This is a genomic window from Janthinobacterium sp. J1-1 (assembly GCF_030944405.1).
GTDB lineage: Bacteria > Pseudomonadota > Gammaproteobacteria > Burkholderiales > Burkholderiaceae_D > Janthinobacterium.
In genome coordinates, this window is the sequence record NZ_CP132339.1 from 87,944 (window position 1) to 100,359 (window position 12,416).

The following is a 12,416-nucleotide window of genomic DNA, read 5'->3' on the forward strand; positions in this document are numbered from 1 at the left end:
GTAATGATCAGTAGCGATCAGTAGTGTGGCGGGCGCTCGTTGACCTGCCCGCCATTGGCCTGCTGCGCGCCGTCGCGCACATGCTCGCCCAGCTTGTGCAGCATCGCTTCGAGCTGGTCGATGCGGCGCCCCTGCTGGTACACCATCTGGTTCAGCGACTCGACCAGGTCTTCCTGCTGCGCCAGCTTGATTTCGATATCGACGAAACGATTTTCCATCTGTTCATTGTCCATAGTGCTCACGGTGATTCCTGGCATCAAACGCGCATTTTACTCTCCCGGCAAGGCGATCCACCGCAAGCCGGCTGCCATCTCGGCCATCAAGGACGATATTGTTGACTATGCTGGTCATGCGACAAACCCCTTGACGAGTGAGAACAAGCGATTACAATGGATACGTCAGCTGATATTGAACCGTGTTTGATCGAGACCTTCAAGACGGCCGAGTATCGCCGCTGGGAAGGCAAGCTGCATGATGTTGCGGCCGCCGCCATCGACGCGCGCATCAAGAACCTGCAACACGGCAAAAAGGGCGACTGGCGCTCGGTGGGAGACGGCGTGTGCGAACTGCGCTTCTTGCAAACGGGCCCCGGATGGCGCGTGTATTTTCACGAAACCAATCTGGGCTGCCTGATCCTGCTGCTGCTCGGTGGCGACAAGTCCAGCCAACAACACGATATCGGCAAGGCAAAAAAGATCCTCGCCGAATTGAAAGCCACGCAGGCGGCGATCAGGAAACAGAAGCAGGCCGCCTTTAACGCCAGCCAAGGAAGAAAAAAATGAACCATGATTACGACTTTGATCTCAACGATCTCGACGCGCTGGGCCTGACCCGCTTCGATCCCGCGCAGCACCTGACCAGCCCCGAAGCGGTGGCCGCCTACATGAGCGAAATCGTCGCCACCGGCAACGCCGAGCTGTTCCAGTCAGCCATGAACGACGTGGTGCGCGCGCATGGCATGGGCAAGGTGGCCGCCAAAGCCGACATCACGCGCGAAGGCGCGTATAAAGCGTTACGGGAAGGCAGCAAGCCGCGCTTCGAGACCATCCTGAAAATGCTCGATGCGCTCGGCATGCAGTTTGCCATCGTGCCCAAGGCAGCACAGGACGCCGGCTGAATTCAGCCCTTGGGCGTGGCCAGCAGCGCCTTCATGCGGGCCAGGCGTTCCTTCGGTGAAATCACTTCCGACTCGGTCGGCACGGCGTCGCCCACGTCGAGTTCCATTTCCTTGATAAAGCGCGACACGTCGCAATGGACCTGCTCGCCGGCCCGCTTGCGCTTCTTGCACCAGGTAATCTGCAAGGTACGCTGGGCGCGCGTGATGCCCACATACATCAGGCGCCGCTCTTCCTGGATGCGCGCGGCCATGGTTTCGGCCGGCGCATCGGCGTCGCCCTTGTGCGGCAAGATGCCCTCTTCCACGCCGACCAGGAAGACGTGCGGAAACTCCAGCCCTTTCGAGGCGTGCAGGGTCGACATGCGCACGGCGTCCTGCTCTTCGTCCTTGCCTTCCAGCATGGTCATCAGGGCCACCATCTGCGTCAGTTCCAGCACGTTTTTTTCTTCGCCGTCGCGGTCCTTGCCGCCCCTGCCCCGCTCCTTGAGCCAGTTGACGAATTCCAGCACGTTCTGCCACTTGCTTTGCGCCTGGCGCTCTTCGAAGGCGTCGTACAGATACGATTCGTAATGGATTTCCTTCATCATGTCGTCCAGTACTTCGGCCGCCGCGTCGCCGCTGCCGGCCGCGCCGGGACGGCTGGCGCGCGACTCGAGGTCGTTGATGAAGTTGCAAAAGTCGCGCAGCGGCCCTAGCTGGCGGTCGGTCAGCTTGGCTTCGATGCCGCCCTTGAACACGGCCTGGAACAGCGAACACTGCCACTGGCCCGAGAACGCGCCCAGCACTTCCAGCGTCGACTGGCCCACGCCCCGGCGTGGCGTGGTGACGGCGCGGATAAACGCCGGATCGTCGTCTTCATTGGCCAGCAGGCGCAAGTAACTGATGATGTCCTTGATCTCGGCCTTGTCAAAGAAACTCTGGCCGCCCGAGATCGTGTACGGAATCCGCTCCTTGCGCAGGCACTGCTCGATAATGCGCGCCTGATGGTTGCCCCGGTACAAAATCGCGTAATCGGAAAATTTGTTCTTGCGTTCGAAATGGTCGGCCGAGATCATGATGGCGACCTGTTCCGCCTCCTGCTCGTCGGACTGCATGCCCAGCACCTTGATCGGCTCGCCCAGGCCGTGTTCGGACCACAGCGATTTTTCAAACAATTTCGGATTGTTGCCGATCACGGCATTGGCCGCGTTCAGGATGCGCATGGTGGAGCGGTAGTTCTGTTCCAGCTTGATCACGCGCAGGTCGGGGAAATCCGTTTCCAGGGTTTTCAGGTTTTCCACGGTGGCGCCGCGCCAGGCGTAGATGGCCTGGTCGTCGTCGCCCACGGCGGTAAACATCGGCTTCTTGCCGATGCCCGTCACCATCAGTTTCACCAGTTCGTACTGGCAGGTATTGGTATCCTGGTATTCGTCGACCAGCAGGTAGCGCAGGCGGCGCTGCCACTTGTCGCGCACGGCGCCGTTGTTGCGGAACAACTCGACGGGAAGACGGATCAGATCGTCGAAATCGACCGCCTGGTAGGCCGACAAGGTGGCCACATAGCTGCGGTAGATGCGCGCCGCGTTCGCTTCGTCTTCATCCTTGGCTTGCGCCAGCGCCGTGTCCGGGTCGATCAGGCCGTTTTTCCACAGCGACATGGCGGTCTGGATCTGGCGAATGATCTGTTTATCGGTGGTAATCGCCAGGTCTTGCACCAGCGAAAAGCAGTCGTCGCTGTCCATGATGGAAAAGCGGTCCTTCAGCCCCACGCCATTGGCTTCCTGGCGCAAGATCTTGACGCCCAGCGAGTGGAAGGTCGATACCGTCAGCTGCTTGGCCTGCCTCGGCTGCTTCAGCAGCTTGGCGATGCGCTCCTGCATTTCCAGCGCCGCCTTGTTGGTAAACGTCAGCGCGGCGATGGTGCGCGGGTCGTAGCCCCGGTCTTCGATCAGGTGGGCGATCTTTTGCGTGATCACGCGCGTCTTGCCCGAGCCGGCGCCGGCCAGCACCAGGCAAGGGCCGTCGAGATAGGTGACGGCTTCGCTCTGGGGAGCGTTCAGGCCGAATTGTGGTGCTTTGGACATCAGGGTATTTCCGCAGGGAACAGCGGCCCATTGTAACAGCGTCGTGCACGCTGATTGCGCAAGCCAGGCTCTTGATAAATGCCGCATGGACGCCATCTTGGCCGATTGAATCTATGCGGCGCAGCCCGGCCTGGAGTACCATTCCGGCTATTATTCCAGCTATCACTCCGGCCTTGCGCCCCAACCTCTCGAATGGCCGCCCCATGAAATTTGAACATCTGATTGAAATCAACGATCCCCTCAACCCGCTGATCGATACCCTGACGGTCGAGCAAGTCTGGCGCGGCCTGGTGCTGCGCGCCGAGTCGCCCAAGCTGTTCGTGCCGCACCTGGACGAGTGCGAGATCAGCGACCGCACGGACAGCGGCTTTTCACGCCGCCTGCGCTATGGCGAACTGGTGATCAACGACAAGGTCGTGCTGCTGCCGCAATTGCAGGTGCGTTATGCAGTGGCGGCGCAAAAGGATATCAGCGCCTCCTCGCTGGTGATGACGATCGAAATGCCGGACGAGCACAGCCTGTGGGTGCGCTTCCAGTACGACGACGGCCATGACGCGGCCACCGATGCGGCCAACGCCATGTACGACGACTTCCGCCGCTCGGCCTACCAGGAAGCCGACATCGACACCATCCGCGTGCTGCGCGAGCTGGCGGCCGAAGGCCGACTCGACGCCGGACTGCTCAACTAAATCTCAAGCGCCCGGCGTGCAGTCGGCGCAGGCCGGCACATTGCCGGGATCGTTTTGCAGGTGCAGCGCCAGTTCGCGCAAGGCCGTGCGCACGCCCTCTTCGATCACGGGGTGATAAAACGGCATGTCGAGCATGGCGTGCACCGTCAGCTGCGCCTGGCAAGCCCAGGCCAGCAAATGGCCCAGGTGTTCGGCGCGCGGGGCTATCATCTCGGCGCCCAGGAAACGCTGGCTGCCAAATTCGGCATACACGCGCAATAGCCCCTTGTTTTGCAGCATCACGCGGCTGCGGCCCTGGTTGCCGAACGACACGGCGCCCACCGCAAAGCGGCCCGCATGCGTGACGCACAGTTGCTGGTAGGTGGCGCCGACGGTGGCGATCTGCGGCTCCGTGAACGCCACGCCCAGCGGCGTGCGGCGCAAGCCCGGCTGCACCTCGGGAAAGCGCGCCGCATTGTCGCCGGCGATGCGGCCCTGGTCGGCCGCCTCGGGCAGTAGCGGCAGCTCGTCGCTGGCGTCGCCGGCGATAAAGATGGCGCTCTTGCCACATTGCATGGTGTGCTTGTCGTACAGGGGCACGCCGTGACGGTCGAGTTCAATCTGCGCCGTCTCCAGGCCGATCCCGTGCACGTTCGGACTGCGGCCGATGGCGGCCAGCACATACTCGAACTGCTCGGTTTTTTCTGTCCCTTCGCCATCGCGGCTGGTCAGCAATAGGCCCAGTCCATCGTCGGTTTTGGCGATATGCGCGACGCTGGTCTGGAAGCGGATATCGAATTCCCCGGCCAGCACTGTGCCCGCTTCCGCCAGCACCAGCGGATCGGTCAGCTGCGCCACCTTGGCGCCGCGCGCAAACAGGGTCACGCGCACGCCCAGGCGGGCCAGCGCCTGCCCCAGTTCCAGGCCGATCACGCCGGCGCCCACCACCGCCAGCGAGCGCGGCAGATCGGTCCAGCCGAACACGGCGTCGCTGGTGATCACGCGCTCGCCGGCCGCCTTCCATTCGGGCGGCACGATGGGCGAGGAGCCGGTGGCGATCACCACGCTGGCCGCTTCGACGATGGTGTGGTCATCGACCTGCAGCTTGCCGGGCGCGATAAAGCGGGCGTGGCCGCGCAGTTTTTCCTCGTCCGGAATCGCATCGACGCCTTCGAGCACGAAACCGACAAAACGGTCGCGCTCGCTGCGCACGCGCGCCATCACCTGCTGGCCGTCGATCCGCAGCGCGCCCGGATGCACGCCAAAAGCGGGCGCGGCCGTCACGGCATGGGCCGCTTCGGCGGCGGAGATCAGCAGTTTGCTGGGCATGCAGCCCACGCGCGCGCAGGTGGTACCGTAGGGGCCGCTTTCCATCATCAGCACGCGCTTGCCGTGCAGGCGCGCCGCCTTGTGCGCCGTCAGGCCGGCCGTGCCGCTGCCGATCACGGCCACGTCCACCTGTATCGTCTTGATATCGTTGTTCATTCTTGCCACCACAGAGGTCATTCGATGAGCATGCATACTACTCCGTTGGCATGGAAAAAGGTTTTACCAAGCGGCACGCGTATATTAGTATGGCTAATTGTTTTGTAAATTTATAAGTAGAGCTAATGGGATCACTCGATTATCGCGCGCTGGCCGTGCTTGACGCCGTGGCCAGCCATGGCAGCTTCGAGAAAGCCGCCGTGGCGCTGGGCATCAGCCAGTCGGCCGTCTCGCAGCGCATCAAGGCGCTCGAAGACGCCAGCGGGCGTTTGCTGATCATCCGTGGCCAGCCGGCCGTACCGACCGGCCTGGGCCAGCGCCTGATCACGCACCACCGCCATGTGACGTTGATGGAAGCGTCGCTCGATATCGACCTGGGCAATACCGTCAGCATGCCCGAGCTGGCGATTGCCATCGATGACGACAGCCTGGCGACCTGGTTTCCCGCTACCCTGGCGCCGCTGCTGGCGCCGCCGCGCTGCCAGCTCGACGTGCGCCTGGCCGACAGCGATGCCGCCCTGCAGATGGTGCGCGACGGCACGGTATTTGGCTGCGTGGCCAGTGACACGGGAACCGATGTCCACGCCACCAGCGTGACGCCACTGGGCACCTTGCGCCATGTCTGCGTGGCCACGCCCATGTTTGCCGGCCACTGGTTCGGCGACGGCTTCAGCGCCGACGCGGTGCAGCTGGCGCCGGCCGTGGTGGGCCAGCACAGCCTGCTGGCGCGCTTCCTGGCCGAGCAGCTGGACCTGCACGCGCCGTTTCCCCATCACCGCCTGCCGGTGGCGGCGGCGCGCCGCGCCTGCATCGAGGACGGGCTGGCCTACGGCCTGATGCCGCAGCGCCTGGCGGCGCAGTATCTGGCCACCGACCGCCTGCTGGACCTGGCCCCCGGCCGCACCGTGGACGTGCCCCTGCACTGGCATGCCTGGAGCCTCGACACGCCATTTACCAAGTTGCTGTCGGAACAGATCGTGCGCTCGGCGCGTGCCTGGCTTAATTGATCAGATATCGAGCGGATCGACTTCCAGCGACCATTTCACGCGCGTCTTCATGGCGCGCAGCACCGCCAGCCACTCTTTCAGGAAACCTTGCAGCGCCGGCCGCGAGCTTGACTCCAGCAGCAGCTGGGCGCGGTCGACGTTGTAGACGCGCGTCATGCTCATCGGAATCGGATCGTTGATGGTAATCGCCGGATGCGCCATGCAATCCTTGGCCGCCTGCAGGAATTCGATGGCGGTCGCCAGTTCCGGCGCTTCCGCGCGCAGCAGCGCCTGGAACAGATAGGGCGGCAGCGCCGCCTGGGCCCGCTCTTCGAGCAAGGTGGTGGCGAAATGGTCGTAATCGTGGTTGACCACCGCGTCATACAGCGGATGGCGCGCATAGCGGGTCTGGATCAGCACCTCGGAGACACTGCCGCCCTCGGTCTGCGCGGCCCGCCCTGCCCGGCCCGCCACCTGCATCAGCTGCGCGAACAGGCGCTCGCTGGCGCGGTAGTCCTGTGAAAACAGGGCCGTGTCGGGATTCAGGATGCCGACCAGGGTCAGCTTTTTGAAATCATGGCCCTTGGCCACCATCTGCGTGCCGATCAAAATATCGACTTCGCCGCGGTGCACGGTATCGAACGCCTCCTGCGCGCTGCCCTTCTTGCGCGTGGAATCGGCGTCGATCCGTAAAATGCGCGCCTCGGGAAACAGTTGCTGCAATCCCTCTTCCACGCGCTGCGTGCCGCGTCCCAGCGGTTGCAGGTCGACATTGCCGCAGGTGGGGCAATGACGCGGGATGCGCAGTTCCAGGCTGCAATGGTGGCAGCGCAGCCGGTGCTCGGGCTTGTGCAGCACCATGAACGAGGTGCAACGGGTGCAGTTGCTGATCCAGCCGCACGATTCGCAGCAGATCACGGGCGAATAGCCGCGCCGGTTCAGGAACAGCAGCGACTGCTCGCCGCGTTCCATGCGCAATTTTAACGCCGCCACCAGGTGCGAGGTCAGGCCATCCTTCGGCTTGTCGCGCTCCATGTCGAGCAACTTTACACGCGGCAAGACGGCGTTCTTGACGGCCCGCTCGCGCAATTCCAGCTTGCGGTAGCGCCCCGTCTGCGCGTGGTGCCAGCTTTCCAGCGACGGCGTGGCCGAACCGAGCACGATCGGAATCTGCAACTGCCAGGCGCGCCACACGGCCAGGTCGCGCGCCGAATAGCGCAAGCCCTCCTGCTGCTTGTAGGAAGGATCGTGCTCCTCGTCGATAACGATCAGTTTTAAATTCGGCAACGATGCCAGGATGGCCAGCCGCGTGCCCAGCACGATGCGCGCCTGGCCCTGGTGGGCGGCCAGCCAGTGCAGCATGCGCTCGCCTTCGGACAGGCTGCTGTGCAAGGTGGCCAGCATCACGCCGGGAAAGCGCGCGCGGATATTGCCTTCCAGCTGGGGCGTGAGGTTGATTTCCGGCACCAGGATCAGGATCTGCGCCGCCGCCTCGCGCGCCAGCACCTGGGCGCAGGCCTGCAGATAGACTTCCGTCTTGCCGCTGCCCGTCACACCGTAGAGCAGGGTCGGCTTGAAGCCCTGCGCGCCGCCGATGGCATCGGCCGCTTCCTGCTGGGCAGGGTTGAGCGGCGGCATGTTCAGCGGCGTGCCATCATGCGCATCGTGCAGCTTGGCCAGTTTCTTGATGGCGCGGTCGAGCGCCACGGTGGTCAGCACGCGCAGGTTTTTCGGCAGGCCCGGCAGCGCCACTTCACCAAGCGGGCGCTGGTAGTAATCGGCGGCGAACGCGGCCAGCGCCAGCCATTGCGCCGACAACGGCGTGAGCTGGCTGCGCACGGCCAGCACATCTTTCATTTTCGCATCGGGCACGTCGGTGCTACCGGCGATGCCGACGATCAGGCCCATCACTTCGCGCCGGCCGAACGGCACCAGCGCCAGCTGGCCGATCTGCGGCAAGGGCGCGTCGTCGCCGCTCCAGCGATAGTCGAACAGGGCGTTGAGAGGGGTATCGAGCGCGATTTTCAGGATGCACTGCGCCATGGGTGTTGCCTATTCCAGTTGATTAACAGCGCGGCAGGCGCACAGCCGGCCATGATACTTGGTCTCGCCCGCAAAGCAGGATCTGCCTGAAGATAATTCTGTGGATAACTTTGTGGACAAAGCAAAATTAACTTTCAAAATCTGCACTGCATACAATGCCAATCGCCGTCAAGAGCGCACGAAAAATAAATTAAACCTTTAAAATCAATGCCTTGAAAAACACAGCCCGGCAGTGCTGAAATGGCAGGCTTAACTCGGCAGCTGTGCATAACTGAGCTATTTCAGCTCTTGTTTCTTGGCATTAAGTATCGTCAGCATGATGCGCATCAAGGCATTTTTCCTGATATCGGTGCAAATTGATCGCCTGCCGGGCGCGGGCCGGTGCCGGTCGCGCTGGCAAGGCCAGACTTGCCGAATCATCATGCACCGCACCATGCATCTCAGGTAAAACCTGCACAGCGCCGCTAAGTCCCGGATAACAAAATACTTTTCCTTTTTATCCACAAAATCTGTTGATAACTTTGTGGACAATGACGGAACAACGGCGCCTGCTGGAGGAACAACCTGGCCAGAGAGCGCCAGACCGTTTGCAGAAAGCGATTTTTATCATTTAAAAATCAATGACTTGCAATACCCTGCGGGGCATGGCTTTTCAACTGCCTGTTATTTCCGCAGTAAAAAAAATTGTGCATAAGTCGGTTTTGATGCTGCAGGTGCGCCAACAAAAAAGGCAGGCTTCCTGTGGAAAACCTGCCTTGCGGCTGCCGGCGCCCGGTCCCGGCACCCGGTTCCGGCACCCGGTCCCGGCGGCCAGCGCCGGCGGCGGATGCTTACTTGCCGGCGCGCAGGGCGCGGCTCTGGCTGTGCACGGCTTCCACCATGGCTTCCACCGATTCCGGCGGCGTGAACTGGGAAATACCATGGCCGAGGTTGAACACATGACCGCTGCCTTCGGAAGGGGCGCCAAAGGCACCCAGGACCTTGGCCACTTCGGCGCGGATCTGGTCCGGGCTGGCGAACAGGATGGCCGGGTCCAGGTTGCCCTGCAGGCCGACTTTATGGCCGACCAGCTGGCGCGCGCGCGTCAGGTTGACGGTCCAGTCCAGGCCGACGGCGTCGGCGCCGATATCGGCGATCTGCTCGATCCACTGGCCGCCGCCCTTGGTAAACACGATGGCGGGAATCTTGACGCCATCCTTGTCGCGTTTCAGTTGCGCCACCACCTGCCGCATGTAGGACAGCGAGAATTCCTGGTAGGCGCCATCGGCCAGCGCACCGCCCCAGGAGTCGAAAATCATCACCGCTTGCGCGCCGGCATCGATCTGCGCGTTCAGGTACTGCGCCACGGAGGTGGCGTTGATGGCCAGGATGTGGTGCATCAGCTCGGGGCGGTTGTACAGCATCTTCTTGATGGTGTGAAATTCCTTCGAGCCGCCGCCTTCGACCATATAGCAGGCCAGCGTCCACGGGCTGCCGGAAAAACCGATCAGCGGCACGCGGCCATTGAGTTCCGTGCGGATCTGCGTGACGGCCTTGAAGACGTAATCGAGCGATTCCAGGTCCGGCACTTGCAAGGCCATCACGTCCTGTTCGGTGCGCAGCGGACGTTCGAATTTCGGGCCTTCGCCATCGGCGAAATACAGGCCCAGGCCCATCGCGTCGGGCACCGTCAGGATGTCGGAAAACAGGATCGCCGCGTCGAGCGGAAAGCGGTCCAGCGGTTGCAAGGTCACTTCGGTGGCGTAATCGGGATTTTTCGCCAGGCCCAGGAAGGAACCGGCACGCTCGCGCGTGGCGCGGTATTCAGGCAGGTAGCGGCCAGCCTGGCGCATCAGCCAGACAGGGGTATGCTCGGTCGGCTGGCGCAGCAGGGCGCGCAAAAAGGTGTCGTTCTGGAGCGGAGCAAATTGTGGCATGGCAGGCAATCTAGCTTTGGGGAAGCGGTATTATCGCATCCAATCGGCGCCAACTCATTGATTCCGGTAACGGTTTGCAGCATTTGGCGCAGCTTGGCGCCTTCCTTTATGATGATGCACGCCTGGCGCTTGCCACCCTATCCACCGAACGGAGTTCCACATGACATCCACCACCACCGCCCCTGTGATCCCCTACGGCGCCTGGCCTTCGCCGATCAGCGCCGCCATCGTCGCGGCCGGCGCTTCGCCGCTGACCCAGCTGGCGCTGGGCGGTGCGGACGGCGGCGATGTGTACTGGCTGGCGGGTAGGGCCAGCGAAGCGGGCCGCAACACCCTGCTGCGCCAGCGCGGCGCGCGCGTCGACGATGTCACGCCGGCGCCGTTCAATGTGCGCACCCGCGTGCATGAATACGGCGGCGGCGCGTATGCCATCGACGGCGAGAGCGTGTATTTTTCGCATTTCCTGGATAACCGCCTGTACCGCATCCAGGGTGACGCCGTGCCGCAAGCGTTCAGCGCCGGCGGCACTGCCCGTTATGCCGACTTCGTGGTCGACAGCACCCGCGCGCGCCTGATCGCGGTGCGAGAACAGCATCCGGCAGAAGGCCATGCCCATCCCGAGAACACCCTGGCGGCGGTCGGCTTCGACGGCACCGAAACGGTATTGGCGCAGGGCCACGATTTTTATGCTGCGCCGCGCCTGTCACCGGACGGCCGGCAGCTGGCCTGGATCACCTGGGATCATCCGCGCCTGCCATGGCAGGGTACCGAATTGTGGCTGGCCGACGTGCAAGCCGATGGCAGCCTGGGCACAGCGCGCCTGGTGGCCGGCAGTGCGCAGGAGTCGATTTGCCAGCCGGAATGGTCGCCGGCCGGCGTGCTGCATTTTGTGTCGGACCGCAGCGGCTGGTGGAATCTGTACCGCCTGCACGGCGACGCGGTGGAAGCGCTGTGTCCGATGGCAGCCGAATTTGCCACGCCGCACTGGACCTTTGGCGGCAGCCTGTACGGTTTTGTGTCCGACGATGAACTGATTTGCTCCTATATCGTGCAGGGCGTGAGCCACCTGGGCCGCCTGACGGTGGGCGCGGCAAAACTGGAAGCCTTGCCGCACCCGTACCAGGAAATCCGCGAACTGCGCGTCGGCCCCGGCTATGTGGCCTTGCTGGGCGGCAGCCCCACCATCGCGCTGGAACTGGCGCGCATCGACCTGTCGAACAATGAACTGGAAGTGCTGGCGCAATCGATCACGGAACTGCCCGCGCTCGATTACTTGTCGGTGCCGCGCAGCATCAGCTACCCGACTACCGGCGGCCGCACGGCGCACGCGTTTTTCTATCCACCCGTGAACGCCGACGCGCAGGCCCCAGAAGGCACGCTGCCGCCGGTGATCGTCATCAGCCATGGCGGACCCACCAGCATGGCCAGCAATACATTAAAGCTGGCGACGCAGTACTGGACCAGCCGCGGCATCGGCGTGCTGGATGTGAACTATGGCGGCAGCAGCGGCTTCGGCCGCGCCTACCGCGACGCACTGCGCGGCCAATGGGGCATCGTCGACGTGGACGACTGCATCGCCGGCGCGCGCTATCTGGTGGCACAGGGCCTGGCCGACGGCGAGCGCCTGATCATCCGCGGCGGCAGCGCCGGCGGCCTGACCACCCTCTGCGCGCTGACCTTCCACGATGTGTTCAAGGCCGGTGCCAGCTACTATGGCGTGTCGGACCTGAAAGGGCTGGACCTCGATTCGCACAAATTCGAATCGCACTACAATGACTACCTGATCGCTTCGCAGCCCGAGGCCGAAGCGCTGTACCAGGCGCGCTCGCCGATCCACCACACCGACAAACTGTCGCGGCCGATGATTTTCTTCCAGGGCCTGGACGACAAGGTGGTGCCGCCGCAGCAGTCGCAGCTGATGGTCGACGCATTGCGCGCCAGCGGCGTGCCGGTGGCCTATGTGCCTTTGGCGGGCGAAGGCCATGGTTTCCGCAAGGCGGAAAACATCATTCGCACCCTGGACGCGGAGCTGTACTTTTATCAGCGCGTGTTCCAGCTGGCTACGCCGCAAGGCGAGGCGCCGGTGCAGATCGCCAATCTGCCCGCCTGATTTTTATGCATACCCAACACAAAAACCC

10 protein-coding genes are annotated in these 12,416 nt (G+C 63.1%); 5 read left to right on the top strand and 5 right to left on the bottom strand.

The features are described from left to right. Positions 1–17: 17 nt before the first annotated feature. On the bottom strand, positions 18–233 hold the full coding sequence (locus Q8L25_RS00375; protein WP_308925831.1) for a SlyX family protein: 216 nt from the start codon (positions 231–233) through the stop codon (positions 18–20). Positions 234–389: 156 nt separating this feature from the next. Here Q8L25_RS00375 and Q8L25_RS00380 point away from each other — a divergent pair, with 156 nt between their 5' ends. Continuing rightward, entirely contained in the window at positions 390–782 is a 393-nt protein-coding gene (locus Q8L25_RS00380; protein WP_308923039.1) for a type II toxin-antitoxin system RelE/ParE family toxin, read from the top strand. Continuing rightward, entirely contained in the window at positions 779–1,117 is a 339-nt protein-coding gene (locus Q8L25_RS00385; RefSeq protein ID WP_308923040.1) for an addiction module antidote protein, read from the top strand. Before Q8L25_RS00380 ends, Q8L25_RS00385 begins: the two co-directional genes overlap by 4 nt. A 2-nt stretch (positions 1,118–1,119) precedes the next feature. Here the strand turns inward: Q8L25_RS00385 and Q8L25_RS00390 are convergent, their stop codons facing one another. Then, on the bottom strand, positions 1,120–3,180 hold the full coding sequence (locus tag Q8L25_RS00390; RefSeq protein WP_308923041.1) for a UvrD-helicase domain-containing protein: 2,061 nt from the start codon (positions 3,178–3,180) through the stop codon (positions 1,120–1,122). 203 nt (positions 3,181–3,383) lie between these two features. Here Q8L25_RS00390 and Q8L25_RS00395 point away from each other — a divergent pair, with 203 nt between their 5' ends. Continuing rightward, positions 3,384–3,869: an SRPBCC family protein gene (locus Q8L25_RS00395; protein ID WP_308923042.1), complete on the top strand. Its 486-nt coding sequence runs from the start codon at positions 3,384–3,386 to the stop codon at positions 3,867–3,869. A gap of 3 nt (positions 3,870–3,872) precedes the next feature. Here Q8L25_RS00395 and Q8L25_RS00400 read toward each other — a convergent pair whose 3' ends face one another. Beyond that, the gene (locus Q8L25_RS00400) at positions 3,873–5,333 is read right to left on the bottom strand and encodes a dihydrolipoyl dehydrogenase (RefSeq protein WP_308923043.1); all 1,461 of its coding nucleotides are present in this window, start codon (positions 5,331–5,333) and stop codon (positions 3,873–3,875) included. A 125-nt stretch (positions 5,334–5,458) separates the two neighbouring features. Here Q8L25_RS00400 and Q8L25_RS00405 point away from each other — a divergent pair, with 125 nt between their 5' ends. Further along, on the top strand, positions 5,459–6,340 hold the full coding sequence (locus Q8L25_RS00405; RefSeq protein WP_308923044.1) for an ArgP/LysG family DNA-binding transcriptional regulator: 882 nt from the start codon (positions 5,459–5,461) through the stop codon (positions 6,338–6,340). Here the strand turns inward: Q8L25_RS00405 and Q8L25_RS00410 are convergent, their stop codons facing one another. Next, a complete protein-coding gene (locus Q8L25_RS00410) occupies positions 6,341–8,362 on the bottom strand; it encodes a primosomal protein N' (RefSeq protein ID WP_308923045.1) in 2,022 nt (673 codons plus the stop codon). A gap of 830 nt (positions 8,363–9,192) precedes the next feature. Further along, on the bottom strand, positions 9,193–10,278 hold the full coding sequence (gene hemE / locus Q8L25_RS00415) for a uroporphyrinogen decarboxylase (RefSeq protein ID WP_308923046.1): 1,086 nt from the start codon (positions 10,276–10,278) through the stop codon (positions 9,193–9,195). Between the two features lie 160 nt (positions 10,279–10,438). On the opposite strand from hemE, the gene Q8L25_RS00420 reads away from it, so the two are divergent. Beyond that, positions 10,439–12,388, top strand: coding sequence for a S9 family peptidase (locus Q8L25_RS00420; protein WP_308923047.1), 1,950 nt, complete (start codon positions 10,439–10,441; stop codon positions 12,386–12,388). Positions 12,389–12,416 lie beyond the last annotated feature (28 nt).

What these genes read in the sequence shown, in the direction of transcription:
- hemE (WP_308923046.1), bottom strand. Translation starts at nt 10,278, where the DNA reads ATGCCACAATTTGCTCCGCTCCAGAACGACACCTTTTTGCGCGCCCTG.
- Q8L25_RS00375 (WP_308925831.1), bottom strand. Translation starts at nt 233, where the DNA reads ATGGACAATGAACAGATGGAAAATCGTTTCGTCGATATCGAAATCAAG.
- Q8L25_RS00410 (WP_308923045.1), bottom strand. Translation starts at nt 8,362, where the DNA reads ATGGCGCAGTGCATCCTGAAAATCGCGCTCGATACCCCTCTCAACGCC.
- Q8L25_RS00380 (WP_308923039.1), top strand. Translation starts at nt 390, where the DNA reads ATGGATACGTCAGCTGATATTGAACCGTGTTTGATCGAGACCTTCAAG.
- Q8L25_RS00390 (WP_308923041.1), bottom strand. Translation starts at nt 3,180, where the DNA reads ATGTCCAAAGCACCACAATTCGGCCTGAACGCTCCCCAGAGCGAAGCC.
- Q8L25_RS00395 (WP_308923042.1), top strand. Translation starts at nt 3,384, where the DNA reads ATGAAATTTGAACATCTGATTGAAATCAACGATCCCCTCAACCCGCTG.
- Q8L25_RS00405 (WP_308923044.1), top strand. Translation starts at nt 5,459, where the DNA reads ATGGGATCACTCGATTATCGCGCGCTGGCCGTGCTTGACGCCGTGGCC.
- Q8L25_RS00420 (WP_308923047.1), top strand. Translation starts at nt 10,439, where the DNA reads ATGACATCCACCACCACCGCCCCTGTGATCCCCTACGGCGCCTGGCCT.
- Q8L25_RS00400 (WP_308923043.1), bottom strand. Translation starts at nt 5,333, where the DNA reads ATGAACAACGATATCAAGACGATACAGGTGGACGTGGCCGTGATCGGC.
- Q8L25_RS00385 (WP_308923040.1), top strand. Translation starts at nt 779, where the DNA reads ATGAACCATGATTACGACTTTGATCTCAACGATCTCGACGCGCTGGGC.